General features: G+C 60.3%; 18 protein-coding genes. 12 read left to right on the forward strand and 6 right to left on the reverse strand.

Annotated elements, in window-relative coordinates:
• Positions 1 to 2,032, forward strand: a 2,032-nt coding sequence (locus tag VMY05_11520; protein HUV31700.1) for a hypothetical protein, incomplete at its 5' end; no start/stop codon positions are given.
• 113 nt (positions 2,033 to 2,145) lie between these two features.
• Here the strand turns inward: VMY05_11520 and uvrA are convergent.
• Positions 2,146 to 5,004, reverse strand: coding sequence for an excinuclease ABC subunit UvrA (gene uvrA, locus VMY05_11525; protein HUV31701.1), 2,859 nt, complete (start codon positions 5,002 to 5,004; stop codon positions 2,146 to 2,148).
• A 186-nt stretch (positions 5,005 to 5,190) separates the two neighbouring features.
• Between uvrA and VMY05_11530 the strand changes: the two genes are divergently transcribed.
• On the forward strand, positions 5,191 to 5,796 hold the full coding sequence (locus VMY05_11530; GenBank protein HUV31702.1) for a methyltransferase domain-containing protein: 606 nt from the start codon (positions 5,191 to 5,193) through the stop codon (positions 5,794 to 5,796).
• A gap of 23 nt (positions 5,797 to 5,819) precedes the next feature.
• Positions 5,820 to 6,353, forward strand: coding sequence for an ECF transporter S component (locus tag VMY05_11535; protein HUV31703.1), 534 nt, complete (start codon positions 5,820 to 5,822; stop codon positions 6,351 to 6,353).
• 58 nt (positions 6,354 to 6,411) lie between these two features.
• Here the strand turns inward: VMY05_11535 and VMY05_11540 are convergent, their stop codons facing one another.
• The 3 genes from VMY05_11540 to hflX all read right to left on the reverse strand — a co-directional run bounded on the left by VMY05_11540 (position 6,412) and on the right by hflX (position 8,316).
• Positions 6,412 to 6,606, reverse strand: coding sequence for a CDGSH iron-sulfur domain-containing protein (locus tag VMY05_11540; GenBank protein HUV31704.1), 195 nt, complete (start codon positions 6,604 to 6,606; stop codon positions 6,412 to 6,414).
• Between the two features lie 199 nt (positions 6,607 to 6,805).
• Entirely contained in the window at positions 6,806 to 7,162 is a 357-nt protein-coding gene (locus VMY05_11545) for a response regulator (GenBank protein ID HUV31705.1), read from the reverse strand.
• A gap of 47 nt (positions 7,163 to 7,209) precedes the next feature.
• Positions 7,210 to 8,316, reverse strand: coding sequence for a GTPase HflX (hflX, locus tag VMY05_11550; GenBank protein ID HUV31706.1), 1,107 nt, complete (start codon positions 8,314 to 8,316; stop codon positions 7,210 to 7,212).
• A 107-nt stretch (positions 8,317 to 8,423) separates the two neighbouring features.
• Here hflX and VMY05_11555 point away from each other — a divergent pair, with 107 nt between their 5' ends.
• Positions 8,424 to 9,632 (forward strand): TIGR00300 family protein, encoded by a 1,209-nt coding sequence (locus tag VMY05_11555; protein HUV31707.1) that lies wholly within the window; start codon positions 8,424 to 8,426, stop codon positions 9,630 to 9,632.
• 42 nt (positions 9,633 to 9,674) lie between these two features.
• Here the strand turns inward: VMY05_11555 and VMY05_11560 are convergent, their stop codons facing one another.
• Complete coding sequence (locus tag VMY05_11560; protein HUV31708.1) at positions 9,675 to 11,888, reverse strand: hypothetical protein; 2,214 nt, start codon at positions 11,886 to 11,888, stop codon at positions 9,675 to 9,677.
• Positions 11,889 to 11,951: 63 nt separating this feature from the next.
• Positions 11,952 to 12,497 carry an ATP-binding protein gene (locus VMY05_11565; GenBank protein HUV31709.1) on the reverse strand — a complete coding sequence of 182 codons (546 nt, stop codon included), beginning with the start codon at positions 12,495 to 12,497 and terminating at the stop codon, positions 11,952 to 11,954.
• Between the two features lie 102 nt (positions 12,498 to 12,599).
• Here VMY05_11565 and VMY05_11570 point away from each other — a divergent pair, with 102 nt between their 5' ends.
• The 8 genes from VMY05_11570 to mnmE all read left to right on the forward strand — a co-directional run bounded on the left by VMY05_11570 (position 12,600) and on the right by mnmE (position 21,069).
• Positions 12,600 to 13,772 (forward strand): M24 family metallopeptidase, encoded by a 1,173-nt coding sequence (locus VMY05_11570; protein HUV31710.1) that lies wholly within the window; start codon positions 12,600 to 12,602, stop codon positions 13,770 to 13,772.
• A gap of 31 nt (positions 13,773 to 13,803) precedes the next feature.
• Complete coding sequence (locus VMY05_11575) at positions 13,804 to 14,340, forward strand: NUDIX hydrolase (protein HUV31711.1); 537 nt, start codon at positions 13,804 to 13,806, stop codon at positions 14,338 to 14,340.
• Positions 14,337 to 15,911: a lipid II flippase MurJ gene (locus VMY05_11580; GenBank protein HUV31712.1), complete on the forward strand. Its 1,575-nt coding sequence runs from the start codon at positions 14,337 to 14,339 to the stop codon at positions 15,909 to 15,911. The genes VMY05_11575 and VMY05_11580 overlap by 4 nt, the downstream gene beginning before the upstream one ends.
• Positions 15,908 to 16,996 (forward strand): glycosyltransferase family 4 protein, encoded by a 1,089-nt coding sequence (locus VMY05_11585; protein ID HUV31713.1) that lies wholly within the window; start codon positions 15,908 to 15,910, stop codon positions 16,994 to 16,996. Before VMY05_11580 ends, VMY05_11585 begins: the two co-directional genes overlap by 4 nt.
• Before the next feature lie 183 nt (positions 16,997 to 17,179).
• Positions 17,180 to 17,332, forward strand: a complete 153-nt coding sequence (gene rpmH / locus VMY05_11590; GenBank protein HUV31714.1) for a 50S ribosomal protein L34 — start codon at positions 17,180 to 17,182, stop codon at positions 17,330 to 17,332.
• 290 nt (positions 17,333 to 17,622) lie between these two features.
• Complete coding sequence (yidD, locus tag VMY05_11595; GenBank protein HUV31715.1) at positions 17,623 to 17,889, forward strand: membrane protein insertion efficiency factor YidD; 267 nt, start codon at positions 17,623 to 17,625, stop codon at positions 17,887 to 17,889.
• A gap of 51 nt (positions 17,890 to 17,940) precedes the next feature.
• Positions 17,941 to 19,671 carry a membrane protein insertase YidC gene (gene yidC / locus VMY05_11600; GenBank protein ID HUV31716.1) on the forward strand — a complete coding sequence of 577 codons (1,731 nt, stop codon included), beginning with the start codon at positions 17,941 to 17,943 and terminating at the stop codon, positions 19,669 to 19,671.
• A 3-nt stretch (positions 19,672 to 19,674) separates the two neighbouring features.
• On the forward strand, positions 19,675 to 21,069 hold the full coding sequence (gene mnmE, locus VMY05_11605) for a tRNA uridine-5-carboxymethylaminomethyl(34) synthesis GTPase MnmE (GenBank protein ID HUV31717.1): 1,395 nt from the start codon (positions 19,675 to 19,677) through the stop codon (positions 21,067 to 21,069).
• The last annotated feature ends 18 nt before the right edge of the window (positions 21,070 to 21,087 follow it).

Here is a 21,087-nt window from a genome sequence, read left to right on the forward strand (position 1 = left end):
TGACAACTGTGAGACGGCCTACAATCCGGGTCAGGAGGACGGCGATAGTGACGGCTTCGGCAACGCCTGCGACAACTGCGAGGTTGACTACAATCCGGGCCAGGAGGACGGCGACGGTGATGGTGTCGGCAACGCATGCGATAATTGTTCATCTGACTACAATCCTCTTCAGGAGGACCTGGACGGGGATGACGCAGGCGACGCCTGCGACAACTGTGTTGATGCGCCCAATCCGAACCAGTCGGATTATGACGGTGACGGAGCCGGTGACGCGTGTGATCCGTGCACGGATACGGATGGAGACGGGTACGGCAATCCGGGGTATCCGGCGAACACGTGCGAGTTGGACAACTGTCCGGGCGACTACAATCCGGATCAGGCGGACGCGGACGGTGACGGTATAGGAGACTTGTGTGACGCCTGCACGGACCTGGACGGGGACGGGTATGGTGATCCGGGGTACGGGGCCAATACGTGCGCCCAGGACAACTGTCCCGGGGAGTACAATCCGGATCAGGCGGACAGTGACGGGGACGGCCTCGGCAACGCCTGTGACAACTGTGAGGCCGCTTACAACCCGGGCCAGGAAGACGGAGATAGTGATGGTATTGGCAACGCCTGCGACAACTGTGAGGTTGATTACAACCCTCTTCAGGAGGACGTAGACGGGGATGACATAGGAGACGCCTGTGACAACTGTGAGGCCGCTTACAACCCGGGCCAGGAGGACGGTGACGGTGACGGCTTCGGCAACGCCTGCGACAATTGTTCATCTGACTACAATCCTCTTCAGGAGGACCTGGACGGGGATGACGCAGGAGACGCGTGCGACAACTGTGTCGATGTGTCCAATCCGAACCAGTCGGACGCGGACGGTGACGGAGCCGGTGACGCGTGTGATCCGTGCACGGACAAGGACGGGGACGGGTTTGGCAATCCGGGGTATCCGGCGAACACGTGCGAGGTGGACAACTGTCCGGGCGACTACAATCCCGATCAGGATGACGCGGACGGCGATTTGGTAGGCGATTTGTGTGACAACTGTCGTGATTCGGTGAACACGAACCAGCACGACGGGGACGGCGACGGTTATGGTGATGCCTGTGACAACTGTCCCGATGATTACAACCCCGACCAGACCGACAGCGACGGCAACGGGGTCGGTGACATATGCCAGACCTGCTGTCGTGGGCTTACTGGAAACGTTACCGGAGACGAGGAGGGGGGAGTAAGCATTGCTGATGTCACGATGCTGGTCATATACCTGTTCATAGATCCCAGTTATGAGCCGGTGTGTCTGGACGAAGCGAACACGGACGGTCTTGACGCTATTGACATCGGTGACCTTACCGCCCTGATCGACTACCTGTTCATCTCCCAGGAGCCGCCGGTGCCGTGCGGTGCCGTGGGCGAGCAATGGGTCAAGGTTGACCACGTGAACGGGACGCGCATTGACGCAATGCAGACCGGTGTGCCCATTACGTTCTACCTGCGATTCATCAATGCGACCGCGGACACAATGGTTGCCTTCGATCACGGGTTTACCATATACTCCACCGACGGAGCGCAATGGGATACGGTGGCGATAGAGGCGTTGCAGGCCGACTGGCCCGAGCGCTTCGACTTCGTAAATCAGGTCCAGTACTGGAACGTTACCGGCGCTGATGCTGACACGGTGCGTGTAGCCGGCCTCAGCTTCTTCTTTCAGCCTGACGGCGGTGCCGGCCTGACGCCCGGATTCAATGCTCTCACGTACTCCGTGACCATCGGCCCGATCCCTCCGGAGTCGCACGGCCGTACGATCTGCCTCGATTCCTGCTGGTATCCGGAAGGAACCAACTCATGGATGTGGGCTCCCGCGGTCGGCGGAATAATCGGACCCGAATGGGACGGCCCGCGCTGCTACCGCATCGACTCTACGCTGCAATGCGCACCGGGAGATTTGGGCAGCCCCGACGGCCAGGCGGCGGTGAAGGAATCCCGCCCGCCCGTGCCGGAGGTCCGGCAGCCCGCGGGGAGGACAAGACAGTAGGCTGTTCAACCTCGCTCTTGTTCGAGAGGTGATAAAAACCGGCCGCCCCGCCGTGGTGCAGGGCGGCCGGTTCTGTTTAACGTTCTTTCACGCCCGGGCCGGCCGGCGCGTAGCTACCAGTTCTGGAGCACCCCTTTGAGAAACTGCCCGGTGTATGAACTCTTCGTCTCGGCAATTGCTTCCGGTGTCCCCGTGGCCACAATTCGGCCGCCGTCGTCGCCTCCCTCCGGGCCGATGTCGATAATCCAGTCGGCCGTCTTGATTACGTCCATGTTGTGTTCGATCACGAGCACACTGTTGCCGCGGTCGACCAGTTCGGCGAGCACTTTAAGGAGCATCTTGATGTCCTCGAAGTGCAGCCCGGTCGTGGGCTCGTCGAGGATGTACAGCGTCTTGCCGGTGGCGACCTTGGAGAGTTCGGCGGCCAGTTTTACGCGCTGGGCTTCACCTCCGGACAGGGTCGTCGCCTGCTGCCCGAGGTGAATGTAGCCGAGCCCGACATTGGCCAGCGTAAGCAGCTTCTTCTTGATGCGCGGGACATTCTCGAAAAAGGTGAGCGCTTCCTCGACCGTCATGTCGAGAACGTCGGCAATCGTCTTGCCCTTAAACGTCACTTCCAGAGTTTCCCGGCTGTAGCGTTTGCCCTTGCAGACTTCGCAGGGGATGTAGACGTCCGGAAGGAAATGCATCTCGATCTTTATAATGCCGTCGCCTTCGCAGGCCTCGCAGCGGCCTCCCTTGACGTTGAATGAGAAGCGTCCCGGCAGGTAGCCCCGGGCCCTGGACTCCGGCAGCGACGAGAACAGTTCGCGGATAGGCGTGAAAACTCCCGTGTAGGTGGCCGGATTGGAACGCGGCGTGCGGCCGATCGGCGACTGATCGATATCGATCACCTTGTCAACGTGCTGCATGCCGAGGATCTTCCCGTAGGGCAGGGGCATCGTCCGGCTGCTGTAAAAGTGCCGCGCCAGGATCCGGTACAAAGTCTCGTTTATCAGCGTTGACTTCCCGGAGCCGGAAACGCCGGTGACGGCGACGAGCAGGCCCAGAGGTACGTCTATGTCGACTTTCTTGAGGTTATTGCCGGCCGCACCCCGCAGGCCGATTGAGAACCCGTTGGAGGTACGCCGCGAGGCCGGCGTTTCGATGCGTCTGGTGCCGGCCAGGTACTGGCCGGTGATCGAAGCGCGGCAGGCCTTGATGTCCCTGGGCTTGCCCGTGGCCACGACCCGGCCGCCGTGCAGTCCCGCCCCCGGCCCGAGGTCGATGACCCAGTCGGCGCTCTCGATCGTTTCCCGGTCATGCTCGACGACCAGGACGGTATTGCCGATATCCCGCAACTCGGTCAGCGTGTTCAGCAGCTTCCGGTTGTCGCGCTGGTGCAACCCGACCGACGGCTCGTCGAGAATGTACAGAACGCCGACCAGGCGGGACCCGATCTGCGTGGCCAGGCGGATACGCTGGGCCTCGCCCCCGGACAGAGTGGACGCAGCGCGGCTGAGCGTCAGGTAGTCCAGGCCGACGTCGCACAGGAACCCCAGGCGTCCTCGGATCTCCTTGAGTATCTGGCGTGCGATTGTCTGCTGCCTCTTGGAAAGGTTTACCTTCCTGAAAAAGGTCGCCGCCTGCTTGATGGACATGTCGGCGACGGAATCGATTGTCTCGCGGTCGATAATCACCGACAGCGCTTCGGGGCGCAGCCGGGCGCCGTGGCAGGCCGGGCAGTTGGTAATCGACATGTAGTTCTCGATCCACAGGCGAACACCGCTCGATTCCGTCTGCCGGTAACGGCGCTCCAGGTGAGGGATGACTCCTTCGAATCTTGCCCGGTAAGTCCCGGAACCCTTCGTCTTGCCCGAAGTATGTTCGTAGGCAAACTGGATTTCGTCCTTAGCGGAACCGTACAGGAGGACCTTCTGCACTTCACCGGGGAGCTTCTTGAACGGCGTGGAAAGTTTGAATCCGTAATGGTTGGCCACGCCTCTGATCATGTAGCGGTACCAGTTGGCCATTTCCGCGCCCCCCCAGGGCTGGATGGCTCCCTCGCTGATCGACAGCGACCGGTTCGGGACCACCAGTTCCGGCATGATCTCCATCCTCTGCCCCAGCCCGTCGCAGGTCCGGCACGCGCCGTAGGGGGAGTTGAACGAGAACAGGCGCGGGCTGGGCTCCTCGTAGCTGATATTGCAGTTCAGGCAGGCGAACTGCTCCGAAAACAACAGGTCCTTGCCCTTGATGTTGACCAGAACCGTTCCCTGGGCCATCTTGAGCGCCGTCTCAACGGAGTCGGCCAGACGCCGTTTCGACTTGACCTTTACCACCAGCCGATCCACGACGGCCTCGACGGTGTGTTTCTTCTTCTTGTCCAGGCTGATCTCGGAGTCGGAATCCACAACCTGTCCGTCCACGCGGAGCCGGACAAAACCCTCCCGCCGGGCCTGCTCGATGACTTCCCGGTGTTCCCCTTTCTTGCCGCGCACGAGCGGGGCCAGAACCATCAGGCGCGTGCCTTCCTCGAACGTCAATACCGAGTCGACAATCTGCTCCACCGTCTGCTGTGTGATCGGCTGGCCGCACTTGGCGCAATGGGGAACGCCGATACGGGCAAACAGCAGCCGGAGGTAATCGTAGATCTCAGTAATGGTCCCCACCGTCGACCGCGGATTTTTCGGGGTGCCCTTCTGCTCAATCGAAATCGCCGGCGACAGCCCTTCAATGAGGTCCACGTCCGGTTTCTCCATCAGGCCGAGAAACTGGCGGGCGTAGGCCGAGAGGGATTCCACGTACCGGCGCTGACCTTCGGCGTAGATGGTGTCAAAAGCCAGGGAGCTTTTTCCTGAACCGGACAGCCCCGTAATCACGGTGAGCGAGTTGCGCGGAATCGTGACGTCGATGTTCTTGAGATTATGCTCGCGGGCCCCCTTTATGTACAGGCACAGTTCGTTGGTTTCGTTGCGGCCGGCGTGTTTCATGGTTTCCCCGCCAAAACGGTAACCCGTAGTATAGCCAAGACCGGCTCACAGATAAAGGGCAAATCGGTGATGGAGGGTCGCTTTCTTGGCGGCAGGCAGGGTACCGTTCAGGCGCCGTTCCCGGGAACGGCGCGGGCCGGTGAAAGCGCTTGACAGGGTTTTTCGCCCCCCTACATTGTGGGCACCATGCGTGACCCTCACCAGGAATTCTTCGACGGTCTGGCGGCCGAGTGGGATCTCCAGTTCACTGCCGAGGATCTCGAACGATTGTCCCACATTGTTGGCATGCTTGACCTTGAGGAGGGGATGGACGTTCTGGACCTGGGTTGCGGGACCGGTGTTCTTTTTGACCTGGTGCGCCGCCGGATCGGAGCCGACGGTACCGTTACCGGTGTAGACTTCTCGATTCAGATGGCCAGGGTGGCCCATCGCAACTTCTCGTTTGCCAATGTCAACGTAGTTGATGCCGATGCTTCGGCGTTGCCTTTCGGAGATTCCACGTTTGACCTGAGTATTTCTTTTTCAGCTTTTGCGCATTTCGCCAATCAGCAGAGGGCGCTGCTTGAAGCCAGGCGGGTCCTCAAACCCGGCGCCAGGTTTCATATCATCCACCTGATTTCGTCAAAGGAGCTTTCCGATCTGCATCGACAGATCGGTGGGGCCGTTGCGCATGACGCCCTGCCGGAACGGGAAGAGATGGACCGAATGTTCAACGCCAGCAGCTTCACCGATGTCAGGATAGAGGACCACCCCGGGCTTTATCTGGCCTCAGCCATGGTTGGCCAGGTCTGATTCTGACGGCCCGCAGCACAACCGTGTCTCCATATTCAACATCCTCGCGCGCTCTGTGGCTCACCCACAGTGCTCTGTACCTGGCCCTGGCGTTGGTGCTGCCGGTCGGATTCCACGCCCTTGGCCTGGGAGGTCGCATATTCCTGCCCATGCACATAACGGTCCTGTTGGCCGGCTTCCTGGCCGGCCCTGCGAGCGGTCTGGTCGTGGGTCTCCTTGCCCCCGGTCTCTCCCATCTTGTTACCGGCATGCCGCCGTCGTATGCCGTGCCCCTGATGTCACTGGAACTGCCGGTGTACGGTCTCATAGCAGGCCTGGCCTACATCCGCCTGGGGCTGAATGTCTACATCGCGCTCCTGATTGCCATCGTCTTCGGGCGCGTAATGTTCGGGATCGGGATGCTCCTGTTGGGGCTGTTTATGGAATTACCTTACAGCGTGGCCTTCTTCTTTTCGTCCGCCGGTCCGATCGTCACCGGACTGCCCGGGCTGGCTATTCAAATCGTTATTGTCCCGGTGCTGGTGGCGGCCGTAAGGCGGCGCCGCTCCGACCGGTGAAGGGCGGGGCCGTTCTGGGGCGGGATCAGCTGACGGTGACGTCCCGCGTGCGGTTGTCCTACCCCTGAAAGCCGGCCGCCTGATGAGAGCCGTCGCAGTACGGTTTGTTTTTCGAGTGTCCGCAACGGCACAGGGCGAACTTGCCCTTCTTCGTTTCCGTGCTTTCGTCAGGCCTGGAAATCTCCGCCTCTTCGCACTCCACAAACGCCGGGCCGTTCCGGATCAGTTTGATTTTGATTTTTCCTGGGTCCATGAGAATCCTCTTGTGTCGGCGGCAGTATATGTCTTCCCAACAGCGCCGTCAACCGGCAAGGAGGATCTCAAAGTCCGATGGTGGCGTCTGTGGTTGGCCCTGCCTTACCGACATGCGGACCGGCCCGCGAGATTGCGCGGAACCTGCCGCCGTGGCTGAGACAGTATTGGGGGTTTCAGTCCTGCGAAGGACCGGGCGATCAGAGCAACGTGTTGAGCAGCTTCTCGATATCGGACATCATCAACGGTTTGCCCAGGAAGCCGTCCGGTTTCAGATATCCTGCCTGGGACTGCAATTCGTTGACGGAGTACCCCGATATGAGTACCACGGGTAGTTTCGGGTACCGGTTCTTGACCTCCTGGACAAGCTCCATTCCGCTCATGTTGGGCATGCGCATATCCGTGATTACCATTGAAAAGGCCCCCTTTTCAAGCTCTTGGAGTGCCTGGGCTCCTCCAGAGGCGCGAACGGATTCGTAATCAAAGACCTCGAGCATTTCCGATAGCAAAGAGGACATGTTTGGATTGTCGTCAACGATGAGAATCTTCTTGCCCACAACTGTACCTCCAGTCCGGGTATCGGCAGAAAATCGGCGAAACTGAACTACTTCCTGCCCCGGAGGTACAGGTTGGAGGCCGCGATGATCTCGGCTTTCAGCTCGTCGATTCCGGTACGTTCCGTTGCGGATACGGCGAACTGCCTGGCCCCGTCAAGCGGCGGCGGGAGAAAATCGGGAGTAACGTCTATCTTATTGTAGATCATGATGTACGGGATGGCACTGGCCCCGATCTCTTCGAGTACCTCGTGAGTTTGCCTGATTTGGTCTTCGAATCGTTCGTCAGAGCAGTCGACGCAATGCAACAGCAGGTTGGCCAGGTTCACTTCCTCCAGCGTCGACTTGAAGGATTCGACCAGTTGGTGCGGCAGTTTCTTGATGAAGCCGACCGTGTCCGAGAACACGACCCGGCAGGGGTAACCCGACGACATAATCCGAGTCGTGGAGTCAAGGGTCGTAAACAGCTTGTCTTCGATTCGGACGTTGGCCCGGGTAAGCAGATTGAACAGCGTCGATTTGCCTGCGTTCGTGTAGCCGACCAGGGCCACCTTGAACAACTCCTGTCGCCTTTTGCGCTGGATCGCCCGCTGGGTGTTAAGCCGGACGAGCTTATCCTTGAGGTAGGCGATCTTCTTTCTGACCCGGCGGCGGTCGATCTCCAACTGCGTCTCACCGGGTCCCTTCGCTCCGATACCACCGTATTGCCGGGAGAAGTGAACCCAGGCGCCCGTCAGTCGCGGCAGCGTGTATTCCAGTTGCGCCAGCTCTACCTGTAGTCTGGCCTCGGCGGTTCTGGCCCGCGTCGCGAATATGTCCAGGATGAGAATCGGCCGGTCGATCACTTTGGCCTCGAGTTCACGCTCGAGGTTGCGCTGCTGAGCAGGCGACAGCGGATCATCGAAAACAACGCAGTTGCCTCCGATATCCTCAAGTTGCTCCCTGAGCTCCCGTACCAACCCCTTCCCGATGTAGAAAGCCGCGTCCGGTCTCGGCCTTGTCTGGACGCGCGTGGCAGCGACAGTTCCGCCGGCTGACAGGGTCAACAGAGCGAGCTCCTGCAGGGAATCCGCTACTTCGCTGCGTTTCCTGGAATTGCGCGCCAGACCTACCAGGATTGCCCGTTCCGATTCGGGCTTGCCGTATTCGATACTCATCTCTCTAAAGATAAGCCCATCTGGCGGCTTTTCCAATCCGATAGTGCGTCGGCGGGGGGGGGCGGACCCGCAGTCAGCTTGCCTTGAGACATGCCGATAACCGGTGTATGCCACAGATTGAGAAGACCATAAATACCGAGGGGCATCTGATCGACTCCGGCCTGATGAGCCGGATATTCGATGCCATCATAGCGGACGGCGGCAACTTCGAGGTTCTCGATTTCCAGATAGGCCGAAACAACCAGGAGTTCTCGCGGGCGTCACTGAGAGTGAGCAACGATGATCCGTTGGCCATGAACACCATCCTTCTCAAGCTGTCTGCTCTCGGCTGCCAGATCGACGTCGATGAAGAGGTGGCTCTCAGGGAGGCCCCTGTCGACGGCGTCGTCCCGCCCGATTTTTACAGCACTACGAACTACCAGACTTCCGTCAGGGTTGACGGCCGCTGGGTGCCGGTGCAGGGTATCCGGATGGACGGTGTCGTTGTCGTCGGTGACTCCGGCGCGGTGGTGAAGAAGTTCCGCGACGTGCGCCGGGGTGACCGGATCGTCTGCGGGCTGTCGGGCGTCAGGGTGAGACCGGACTACGTGGAGCGCGACCGTGCCGGCTTTGCCTTCATGTCGGGTGAAGTTTCGTCTGAGCGCAAAGTGCGCCTGGTGGTCGACCGCGTGGCCGAACTGATCAGGGACGGAGCCGGCAAGGTGGTTTGCGTGGCCGGACCGGTCGCCGTGCACACGGGCGGTTCCGGCAACCTCGCCGACCTCATCCGCCACGGGTACATCCACGCGCTGCTGGCCGGTAACGCCATCGCGGTGCACGACGTCGAGCTGGCCCTGTACGGCACTTCCTTGGGCATCGATCTGGCCACCGGCAGCCCGGTCGAGACGGGCCACCGCAACCACCTGCGCGCGATCAACGAGGTGTGCCGTGCCGGATCACTGGCGGAGATGGTCAGGCAGGGAACACTGCAAAGCGGCGTCATGCACGCGGTCATTCAAACCGGAATCCCTTTCTGCCTGGCGGGGTCGCTTCGGGACGACGGTCCGCTGCCGGATACCGTCACTGACATGAACGAGGCGCAGGACCGGCACGCCCGCATTCTCGAGGGCGCCGGCATCGTGCTGATGCTCTCATCTATGCTGCATTCGATTGCCGTCGGCAACATGATCCCGGCGGAGGTCCTGACCATCTGCGTCGACATCAATCCTGCCGTCGTCACTAAGCTGAGGGATCGCGGTTCCCACCAGACCATCGGCGTTGTCACCGACGTCGGCCTGTTCCTGCACCTGCTCGCCGATCGGCTGCTGAAAAGCTGAGGCCGGCCAGAAGAGCCTGGCGCGGCCCGGCGACAAGCGGCTTTATCTCTTCTTCACCTTGTCCTTTGACAGCACGCTGAAGAATTCGTTGAAGATCAGCTCCTTCGGCTCGGTCGGGAACGGTCCCAGCGTGAACCGGTCGGTCGGGCCGGACACCTCACGGCGAACGTAGCTCGACCCGCCGTCGACGTCCTGGACGCGCATGATAATCGGCATCCTGAACTCGGGGCCGACGCCGTCGGTGGCGACGTCCACACTGATTCCGTACCCGTCCTCTCCCCCGTCGATGCTGTACTCGACCTTGTACTCGGGGAGGTTTCGCCCGTACAGCCAGTGATGGAAGAACCAGTCGAGGGATCCGCCGTAGGCTTGCTCGGCGAGGTCAACGACGTCGCGATTCGTAAAGTCCCGGCCGTTGGCCAGACCGGAGAGGGTACGGATGAACTCCAGGAAGGTACGGTCGGAGCGCGTCTCGAGGTCGTACATGAGATACCGGAGCATGTGCAGGATCCAGGCGCCCTTGGCCGTGCGGTTGTTGGAATGCATGCGCCTGCCGGAAGCGAGGGGAAGGTCGTCGTTGTTCTCGACCTCAGTGTAAACGTAGTTGCGGCGCCTGCCCATCTCGCCGAAAAACACGTCGTAGCCCATCGCGTCGCCGACATACATCAGGCTCAGGTAATCCGGTACGGCATCAAGAACCCAGTACTCCCGGTCGGTCACCGGACGGGCCAGGGGTCCGAACCATTGCCGGGCAGCGGCCTTACCGGCTACCATGTGTATCCCCCCGGTTTCGTCCTGCAGGCACTGTACCTGAGATACCTCCATCAGGCCCGGCATGGCCAGGGTGCTTTCAGGGTAGACGAATACCTGGAAGGTGGCCGGCGGCATGCCGAGACGTCCGGTCACGAAATTGAACGCGCCGAGAACGGCGGGACGATAGATCTCGTCGGGTATGAAGCACCGGTTGCGACTCTTGCTGAGGTGGCCCGACTTGACGAAGTTGACCGAGATGCCTATGTCGCTGACCTCCGGGATAGTATCAAAACCGGCGGCGTACGGCTGGAACTGGAAGTTGGTGTACGGCTCTGCCGGGGCTACCTCGAACTCCATGCGTCCCCCGCCGACGTCGGTCAGTTCCCCCATTGCCGGCATGATGTAGTTGTATCCCTTGGGCACGTTGAAAGTCAGATGGACGGGCGCCGGAGACTGGTCCGCGACGAACGGCAACGGAATGCCGTAGTCCTTTCCATGATACCACAACCGAAAGACAATGGTGTCTCCCTTGAAAACGTACTGCGGCAGAATGACACCGATAAACGTGAAATCGCCGCGCCGGTGGTAATCCACCGGCCGGCCCTGGTAGTGCATGGAGTCAAGCTTCAAATTGTAATGCAGAAACAGGGAAACAAAGCGCAGGCTGTCGGCAGTGACACTGAGTTCGATGTCCGCCTCCGCTTCATCAACCAGCTTGCCGTCGAGCCCGGCCATGGTCAGCCTCGCCTCGCGGCGCAGCATGGTCGTTGGAAACTGAACGTCCGAAACCCGGGAGTCCTCGGTAATCCCGCGTTCCATGCGTTGCAGGACGGCACCATCGGTCAGGACTACGTCACCGCCCTCGTGTTCGTAGGCTATGATGACCTGCTCCGGGCGATTGGGATCGTATGAAAAAACGTAGCGGTCGAAGTCGGCCCAGAAGTAGCCGTCCTCGCCGCGCTCGTAATGTGATCGAAGGAGTTGGAAGAGGTTGTCGTAGGCGTGCATAACCACCGGCTTGAAGAAGAATTCCCCCTGCTTGGAATTCTCAAAATCACGCCACGGAAGTCCCGTCGGCTCGAACGCGAATCGCTCGCGCACCTTTAGGTCGAAATCGTCGGCCATGTGTATGAAGCAGACGCTGAAGTCCTGGTTGACGGCGCTGTCGCCCGAGCAGAAAAGCAACGATTGCCGTTCGGTGTGGACCGGCACGTCCATGCGGGCGTTTCCTTCACCCACGAAGATGGCGGTCGTCGGCCGGCCCTGGACGTGCCGAAGAAGATACAGCTTGCCCTTGGTGAAGGTGAACGTGGCAATGTCCTTTTGGTATACGAAATCACTGATTTCGGCCAGTTCAGCCGGCGGTTTCCGCTGCAGATCCGTCAACAGCCGGTCGTAGTTCGCCGTGAACTCCTCGAAGAAGCCTGACTGGCCGTTGACGGCCGCGGCCAGCGCTGCCCAGGCGAGCGTCAGCCCGCATACGATCCAAATCTGCCTTTTCATAATGTCTCCTCAGTAATCAGCAGCAATGTTCTCAAAAAGACGCACCTACAGGGGTTTCGTGCATTACGTCGTGCGCTCCACGCAGCCGTCCAGGACCTCGATGATCCGTTTGAGTTTGGCCTCCATGTCGCGGTTCGCACGGATGAAGTGATAATCCGGGTGACCCTTCCAAACCTCTCGAATCGCCTGCTCGATCGCCAGCGCATCGTCGATCGGTTCCCGTCGAACTTCGTCCCCCGAGTAGTACTCTTCGCCCAGGGCCGCCGAACTTTCCAGCTGAATGACCGAGGTGTATCGCGCGTACTCGGCGGCGAGAGTGGTGCCGACGTCGTCCCGCGTCTCGGGATGGAACGCAAACGCGTCGGCGGTACCGCGGTCGGTGATGAACGGTTTATCCTTGAGGGCCGACTCCCGGGCGACCTGCCGGTGGTAGATAGCGACATGGAACGCGGCCCGGTCGGCCCGATAAGCCGGGTTTTCCCGAAGCAACTTCCTCGCAAGCTCCTCCAGGAAGACAAAATCACCGAAACGAGGATCGGCCTGAAGCCGGTTCATGAGTTCAGTCTTCCCGGATCCGGGAGCCCCGGTTATGACTATGCGTATGGGCATAAGTGTTCACAACAATCTATTTTGGCCCTGCCGGAGTGTCAAGTTACGAATAGGTTGAGTTGGTGCCGTTTTTTGAGTATCATAAACGTCCGGAGCACGGCAGTGGACATCGAAGCGATCCAAGCATACCTGGTGGAACACGACCTGGACGGCTGGCTGATGGCCGATTTCCACGGCCGCAATGACATCGCCGTGAGCATGCTGCGGCTCGGCGGTGTCCTGACGCGGCGTTCTTTCTATTTCATCCCTGACCGGGGTGAACCGGTTGCGCTGGTCCATGCGGTCGAAACGGGGAAGTTTCGCGGCCTGTCCGGCCGTGTTATCATCTACTCGGGGTACGGGCAACTTGAACACGAGTTGCAATCCATCCTTGACCGGAAGGCGAGAATCGCCATGGAGTATTCTCCGAGCGGTCGTCTTCCCTACGTCGGTTTGGTCGACGCCGGCACCGTGGAACTGGTCCGTCGGCTGGGCGTACAGATAGAGTCGTCAGCCGATCTGGTAGCCTCGTTCCAGGCGCGCCTCACCCCCGAGCAGGTGGCGGCTCACCGCATCGCCGCCCGCAACCTGGTAGAGATCAAGGACACGGCCTTCTCGTACGTTGCCGAGGCCGTGCGCGCCGGAAAGTCCATTACCGAGCACGACGTTTGCTCCTTCATCAAGGAACGTTTCGCCGAGTATGACATGCATACTGCCTCCGGGCCGATCTGTGCCGTGGACGGACACGCCGGCGATCCGCACTACGAGCCGACCGCAGAACATTGCGCCGGCATCGGCCCCGGGCAGCTCGTGCTTATCGACATGTGGGCACGAATCAATACCGAACTGTCGGTCTATGCGGACATCACGTGGATGGCCTATACGGGTGCACGGCAGGACGTGCCGTCGAAGTTCCAGGACATCTTCTCCGTCCTCAGGCGCGCGCGCGACGCCGCGGTGGCGTTCCTGAGCAAAAATCTCGTCGCGCGGCCCGTCCTCGGCTGCGAAGTGGATGACGTTTGCCGGGGCGTGATCGAGGCCGCCGGCTACGGCCGGTACTTCACGCACCGCACCGGCCACTCGATCACCACTTCCGAGCATGGTTCGGGTCCGAACATTGACAACCTCGAAACGGAGGATCGACGAAAACTCCAGCGGGGGCATCTCTTTTCGATCGAGCCCGGCATTTACATGACGGACTGCGGGTTCCGGACGGAGATAAACGTGCTCGTCAGTCACGAGGGCTGCGAGGTGACAACGCTGCCCCTGCAGCACGACATCCTTCCCCTGCTCTGAGATGTACGTCACCGACGAGATGATCAGGCGCATGGAGCGCCTCTATGGGGTCCCCGGCCGTGCCTCGTTCGCTTTCGAGGTCTCCCGGCGGGAGTTCGACCGCATCCGGTTTTCGCAACGCAACGGCCGCAATCATGACGTCACTCTCTACATAAGAAAGGGCGACAGGCTGGCTGTGAATGCAAAGCCGTTTTATCCCCCGGGGCTCTACCGGGCGCCGTCCGGCGGCCTGGAACCGGGAGAAGATTTCCATGACGGCATTCGCCGCGAGGTCACCGAAGAGGTGGGCTGCGAAATCCGGCTTGACCGCTTTGTGCTGCGCACTGCGGCGACGTTCACTCACGGTGACGAGCACATTGACTGGAGGTCATTCGTGTTCACGGCTGATTACGTCCGGGGTGACTTTCGGTTCACGGACACCCGCGAGATCGCAGAAGTCCGGCTTGCACGCTGGGCTGACTTTGACACCTTCGGCAGGATCATGCGTCAAAGCGACGTAGGCGGCTTGCACTACCGGGCGGCGCTGCACGAAGAGGTTGAAAGACTCGTTTGCGGGGACCGCAAGTGAGCTCCCGGCTTCTCAAGCAGTCTCTGCTGGCGGCGTCGGCCGTTACCATCGTTGCGGGCATACTCGGCCGGCTGTTCGGCTACACCCGCGAGGCGATCGTGGCGGGTTATTTCGGCACCAGCGGGACGTTCGACACCTTCATTCTGGCCTCCACGGTGCCGGAATTCGTGGCCGGCATTCTGTTCGCCGCGATACCGACCGCCGTCGTCCCGTGGCTGAATTCCGTCTGCAAATCGTCGCCCGAACAGGAAGCGTCACTCTTCCGGCGGGGGCTGGCCGTGTTCGGGATTGTCTTCGGCTCGCTCGCTGTTCTTATCTTCATCTTCCGGGCGCTGATCCTTCAGTGGCTGGCGCCCTTTCTCGGAGCGGATCAAACGGCTCTGGGCGTGTCCCTGATGGGGATTCTGGCCTGGACAGTGTTCTTTCGCGGGCTCGAGGCCTACTTCCGGGGCTGGCTTTACGGCAAGAAGCACTTTGTCATTCCCTCGATCTCCCCGTTTGTAATGAACGCGGCCGTCGTGGGTTGCGTTCTGCTGCTGTACGGCAGACTGGACATCCAGGCTCTGGCCATCGGCTGGCTGGCCGGAGCGGTGATGTTGTTTTGCGTCAACGGCGCCTTCGTGCTGACCCTGCTCGGGCCGTCCCAGCCGGCGAGCCGTGCCGGAGTTCACGTTTCTGCGTTGCTGAGGCTCGCCCTGGCCGTAGCCGTCATCGAGTCGGTCTCTCTGGCCTATCCGGCGGTGGATCGGTTCCTTGCGGCCAGGTATCTCGGAGAGGGTCAGATTGCCGCCCTGAGATACGCGGTGTTTCTCACTCAACTGGCCCCGGGAATACTCGTGGTTACGTTCTCGCTGGCCGCTTTTCCGTGGATAACCGAGATGTCCGCACCCTCGCAGCAGGACAGGTTGCGGGAATTGTACCGGCACTCCGTGCGGGCGATATTGTCCGTCATGGTTCTCGTGGCGGCCGCGATGGTTCTGTTCTCTCAAGACATTGTCAGAATCGCATTTCAGCGCGGCGCGTTTGACGCGGCATCATCGCACCTGACGGCCACTGCCTTCCGCTACTATGCCCTCGGGATCCTTCTGTATTCAGTGTACATTTACCAGATGCGGTTTTACTACGCCCGCCGGGCTATGGTGCGTTTGGGGATGATACTCTTGTTCATGCTCCTGGTGAAAGTGGGGGCAAGCATGCTCCTGGTCCGCCCCCTCGAGCACGACGGCCTGGCCCTGGCCACGTCCGTGGCCTGGCTTGTCGGGTTCCTGGTCATGAGCGTAGACCTGGCCCGCACGTTCGGGCTTAAGGTGGCTCGAGAGGATACCCGACTGCTGGCTAGGCTGGTTCCGATTATCGCGCTGGTTGTTGTTTTCTGGGCAGCAGTTGGCCGCGCGTGGCCCGCGAACGATATGGCGCCGTTGCTGTGGCAGTTTCTCCGCCTGGCAGTCATTGCCGCTGCGGGCGCCGGTATATACTTCGGGCTGGGAGTCGCACTGGGAATACCTGAATCGCAGCGGATTGTCAGCTTCGTCAGGTCGCGCTTCGGCGGCGCCGGGGGGCCGGGGCGATGATCCTCTATCTTGAATTCCTCTCTGCCGGACGTCGCGGGGGAGAATTGTACCATCGTCACCTCCACTCCTTCCTGGCCTCCGGATACCCCGATCTGGTACCCGGGGAACTTGGCCCTCCCCCCGTGGAAACATCGTCCCGGCTGACGCGGGCCCGGTATGCCCGGGAACTGGTGCGACGAAATGCCCCACGGCTTGTGGTCAGTGACATCTCGTCTGCCGTGGTGAATCTACCGGCGGTTCGTCAGCTCAAGCGCGGCTCCGGGAAGCTGCTGCTGGTTGTCCAGAGCGCGCGGCCGTCACTGTCCAGCCGCACCTGGCTGAAGCGACGGCTGGTCCGCCGGGCCGAGAACTACCTTCTCAGAAACGCCGATATTGCCGTCACCAACAGTCGCTTCACTGCCGGCTTGGTGCGGAAGGCCGGGCGCCCCGACATACCGGTTATTGTGGCCAGTCCCGGCCTGGAGGTAAGCCGGTCGTGCGATTCCGGGCCTCGGACCGCCGACCGGGACGGCGTTGTCCGCCTCCTGTACGTCGGAGAATGCTCACGTATTAAGGGACTCATTTACCTGATCCGCGCGATGCCGCAGTTAGGCCGTGTGGACGTTGTCCTCGACGTTGCGGGCGGCACGGAGCAGGAACCGTATCATATGCGCGCGATCCAGGCCCTCATCGACCGTCTCGGACTCCGGCAACGGGTTACTTTCCAAGGCTTTGTCGACCGCGAGCGGCTCCATGATCTCTACCGGCGGAGTTCCCTGCTCGTGATGCCGTCGCTGTCCGAGGGCTACGGCATGGCGCTGGCTGAGGCACTTTGTTTCGGCCTGCCGGCGGTAGTCACAAGGGTCGGAGCCGTCCCGGAGATGGTGACCGACGGCCTGACGGCGATCGTGGTGCCTCCCGCCGACGCGCCGGCTCTGGCCGGAGCCATTGACACACTTCTGAACGACCCGGAGCTTTACCGGACGATCAGCCAGGCTGGTCAGAAGCGGGCGCAAAGCCTGTCCACGTGGGCAGACTTTTCCTCTACGCTGGAACAGGAACTCCTGCCGCACGTGGACCCGATCTTAGGTGGCGCTCGGACGTAGGGGCGCGACGAGACTGCGGCGAGGCCGGACAAGCGTTTGAAAAGCCGGGAACGAACCGGGTCATGTGCGTTGTTATGGTCCTGGCGCTCCGGCAGGCGATCGGGCACGGGGATGTCTATAATTCCCTTGACCGTATGGTTTATTTGGGTATATTGTCGGGCTAATTTAGCAACAGGGAAAACGATGAAGAGAACGTTTCAGCCGTCAAACCGCAAGCGGTTAAATGACCACGGTTTTCGCAAGCGCATGGCGACCAAGGGTGGTCGTCGGGTGCTGGCGCGACGTCGAGCCAAGGGAAGGAAGAGACTGGCGGTAGTTATTGCCCGAAAGCGGTAAACTCCCCCGAAGCTGCAGCCTGAAAAGTCGGTCGGAAATCTCCGAGATTTTGAAAAACGGCCGTCGCTTACCGGGGAATTGTTTTGCAGTTGTGTGGCAGCCCTCGGACCGCTTTAAGTTTGCGGTTCTGCTTTCCCGCCGTCACGGGCCGGCCATCCGCCGAAACCGGATTAAACGGCTGTTTCGCGAGGCAATTCGCCTGTCTAGGACGCGGCTGACGCGGTCCGTGAAGATGGTGGTTTTCCCTGAAGTGACCGACGAGGAACCGGAACTGAACCGGATCAGAACCGATGTCTGCCGGGTTTTTCAAGAGCTTAGCGCTGAGTGACAGATCAGTCTCGCTGCTTGTGGCCTATCCGCTTATCGCTGCAATCTACGTCTATCGCTGGACGTTTTCGCCGCTGATCGGTAACAGTTGCCGTTTCTGGCCCACCTGCTCTCTCTACGCCCAGCAGGCTCTTCGAAAACACGGGGCATTTCGCGGCAGCCTGATGACCGTCAAGCGTCTGCTGCGGTGCCACCCGTGGCATGAAGGTGGGTACGATCCGGTTGAGTAAGCGTGGTTGCACCGAGGGACGGGAATCTCCGAACTGACAAGGAAGCCTGCGTTGGACAAAAAGACTCTACCCATTGTCATACTGCTGGTGATCATTATCCTCTTCTACTGGCAGATCCTGCAGTTCTTCGGCTTCGTCGAGCCTGCCAAGGAAGCGGCCGAACCTCCCGCGGAGCTCGACACCACCTCGCAGCAGGCCCCCGCTCTGGAAGGGAGTCCGGAAAGCACCGCCAAGCCGCAGGTAGAAACGCCCGACGCCTTAGCACGGCCGCCGGCACAGGCTGAACAGGCGGTCACGCCCACTGCCAATACAGTTTCTGCGGACATCGTCATCATTAAAACGGCGAAGTACACGGCGGCACTCTCGACTTCGGGCGGCGGACCGTTGTCCATTGAGCTGCGTGAGTATGCATATCGAGACGGCCGCCCGATAGAAATGCTTCCCGGCGCAGTGGAGGCAACCCCGGACGCGAGGTTCTCCGATGACTCCTTTAGCACTTCGTCGCTGCACTACCGGTCAAGCCTCGAGCCGCGCACCTACGACGTCGCCGGCGCGCCCCTGGAACTTGCCTATACCTACCGCTCGGCCGAGGGTGGAGAGATAGTCAAAACGTACGTATTCTATCCGGATCAGTACCATTTCGACCTGCGTCTCCAGGTGAACCACAATGAGACATTCGGCTTTGAACGCTTCTATACGCTGATGTGGAACACGTCCCTGGGCGTCACGGAGCCGGACACAGAGACGGACTACGGTGCGATGGAAGCGGTGGCTATGCAGTCCGGTTCGCGCGTGAAACTTGATGACTTCGACGACGGACTTCTCAACCAGCGCGCCGACGGCAGTGCCGCCTGGGCAGGCCTGAGAGCGAAGTACTTCGCCGCCGTCATGATTCCGCAGGACAGGGAAGCTGAGGCGGTCGTGGCCCAGGGCAGAAAACTGCAGGTCGAGACTCGCAACGGTCAGGTCGAGGGACGGGAGATTATCGCCGGCATGAGAATGCAGGTCGGAGCGGCCACCAGCATCGACGATAACTTCAGGGTGTTTGTCGGGCCGCTTGATTACACTCTCATGTCACGCTACGGAGTGGGGCTGGAGGACATGCTGGGGATCGGGACCACGCCGGTCGTCGGGTGGATCATCAAGCCGTTCGCCATCGCCATCATCTGGCTGCTTCCGAGAATGTACTCGGTTGTCGCCAACTACGGGTTCGTGATCATCCTCTTCGCGCTCCTCGTCAAAATAATTACACTGCCCCTTTCCATGAAGTCGTTCAAGTCGATGAACGCCATGAAAGAACTGCAACCGAAGATTGAGCAGCTCAAGGAGAAGTACAAGAAGAACCCGCAGGCCCTGAACAAGGAAATGATGTCGCTGTACAAGAAGCACGGTGTGAATCCGGTCTCCGGTTGCCTGCCGATCCTGCCCCAGATGCCGCTCTTTTTCGCTCTGTTCTCCGTGTTCCGTTCGACGATTCTCTTGCGGGACGCTCCTTTTGTCTGGTTCATCAGCGACCTGTCCAGAGGAGCCACCGGCCCGACGGATCCCTATATCATTCTGGTCGTACTGATGGTCGCGACGCAGTTTATTTCGCAGAAGCTGACGATGGCCACGAATCAGCAGAACAAGATGTTTCTCTATATCATGCCCGTGTTCATGGGTTTCATTTTCTACCGGTTTGCCGCCGGTCTAGTGCTGTACTGGACGTGCTTTTCCTTCTTTTCCCTGCTCGACTATGTGGTGTTCAAGCGCAGGAAGGCCACTGCGGTTCGCGCGGCGTGAACGATGTGCCCGAGAAAAAAGAAGTCCTTCCCTGATAATGACACGATCGCAGCCGTTATAACTCCTCCCGGAGAGGGGGGCGTCGCCGCACTGCGCCTGGCCGGGAGGAAAAGCAGGGCGCTTCTTGAAAAGTTCTTTGTCGGTTCCCGCGGGCCCGTGACCTTCAAGCCGTTTACCATGCGCTACGGCACGTTCGTCACGGCCGAGGGTGAGACGCTTGACGAGGTTACGGCCGTGTATATGCCGGCCGGCAAGTCGTACACCGGTCGGGAACAGGTCGAGATTTTCTGCCACGGAGGCCGCCAGATCGTGCGGATGATACTCAGGGTCCTGATCGAGGCCGGTGCCCGGCCGGCCGAACCGGGCGAGTTTACACGCCTGGCTTTTCTTAGCGGACGCATCGACCTGGCCAGGGCCGAGGCGGTGGCCGAGATTATCGCCGCAAACACCGAAACCTCGTTTCGAGCCGGCCGGGAGCATCTTCTCGGGGGATATTCGCAACATATCGAGGAAATCCGCAGCCGACTGGTTGGCCTGCTTGCCGAGGTCGAGGCCGGCATTGACTTTATAGAGGATGATATCGAACCGGCTGACCCGACCGACCTCGTGGCTGAAGTTGACGCCGTTCGTGAGAGAGTCAGCAGGCTGTTGGACACATACAAGGGCGGTCGCATCATCAACGAAGGATTACGCGTGGTGATCGGGGGTCGTCCGAACGTAGGTAAATCATCCCTATTTAATATGCTATTAAGACACGAGAGAGCACTGGTTTATCCGACCGCGGGAACGACCAGAGACTACCTCTCGGAGTGGATCGACGTGGACGGCGTGGCCGTGAACCTGATTGACACGGCCGGCCTGAGACAGGCCGGAGCCGCACTGGAGATGCAGGGTCAAACGCGAGCGCGGGAACTGATGAAAGGAGCGCATCTGGCACTCTGGGTAGTCGATCTTGCCAAACGGAACTGGAGAAAACTGCTGCAAGTGGATCTAAAGAGTCTGCCCAAAATACCTATCTTGTTAGTGGGAAACAAGATAGACATATCACCGCCTGCCTCTACGGAAACCTTTCGCGCCATGAGGGATGCCGTTGCTCTCTCCTGCCTGACGGCTGACGGCGTTGATCATCTGAAAGCCGGGCTGGCCGACCGCATTGATGTCATTATGCCGGATCTGACATCGGGGCTGGTGGTGACGTCGGCTCGTCACCAGCGAAAGCTCTCCCGGTCGCTGAAGAACCTCAAGAGCGCTCGCAGGAAGCTGGCCGGAAACGAGACACCGGAGCTGACTGCCTTTGACCTTCGGCAGGCGATTTCGGACCTTGACGAGATAACCGGACGGGTATATACGGAACAGGTTCTCGACAGTATATTCTCGCGATTCTGCATCGGCAAGTGATCCGCACTTCTCACCCGA

It is taken from the genome of Acidobacteriota bacterium, assembly GCA_035529075.1.
GTDB lineage: Bacteria > Zixibacteria > MSB-5A5 > GN15 > FEB-12 > DATKXK01.

Excerpts from the sequence above, each read along its gene's own strand:
- yidD (HUV31715.1), top strand. The coding sequence starts at position 17,623 with ATGTCTGCCGGGTTTTTCAAGAGCTTAGCGCTGAGTGACAGATCAGTC.
- VMY05_11540 (HUV31704.1), bottom strand. The coding sequence starts at position 6,606 with ATGGACCCAGGAAAAATCAAAATCAAACTGATCCGGAACGGCCCGGCG.
- hflX (HUV31706.1), bottom strand. The coding sequence starts at position 8,316 with ATGAGTATCGAATACGGCAAGCCCGAATCGGAACGGGCAATCCTGGTA.
- VMY05_11530 (HUV31702.1), top strand. The coding sequence starts at position 5,191 with ATGCGTGACCCTCACCAGGAATTCTTCGACGGTCTGGCGGCCGAGTGG.
- VMY05_11565 (HUV31709.1), bottom strand. The coding sequence starts at position 12,497 with ATGCCCATACGCATAGTCATAACCGGGGCTCCCGGATCCGGGAAGACT.
- uvrA (HUV31701.1), bottom strand. The coding sequence starts at position 5,004 with ATGAAACACGCCGGCCGCAACGAAACCAACGAACTGTGCCTGTACATA.
- mnmE (HUV31717.1), top strand. The coding sequence starts at position 19,675 with ATGTGCCCGAGAAAAAAGAAGTCCTTCCCTGATAATGACACGATCGCA.
- VMY05_11560 (HUV31708.1), bottom strand. The coding sequence starts at position 11,888 with ATGAAAAGGCAGATTTGGATCGTATGCGGGCTGACGCTCGCCTGGGCA.
- VMY05_11555 (HUV31707.1), top strand. The coding sequence starts at position 8,424 with ATGCCACAGATTGAGAAGACCATAAATACCGAGGGGCATCTGATCGAC.
- rpmH (HUV31714.1), top strand. The coding sequence starts at position 17,180 with ATGAAGAGAACGTTTCAGCCGTCAAACCGCAAGCGGTTAAATGACCAC.
- VMY05_11585 (HUV31713.1), top strand. The coding sequence starts at position 15,908 with ATGATCCTCTATCTTGAATTCCTCTCTGCCGGACGTCGCGGGGGAGAA.
- VMY05_11575 (HUV31711.1), top strand. The coding sequence starts at position 13,804 with ATGGAGCGCCTCTATGGGGTCCCCGGCCGTGCCTCGTTCGCTTTCGAG.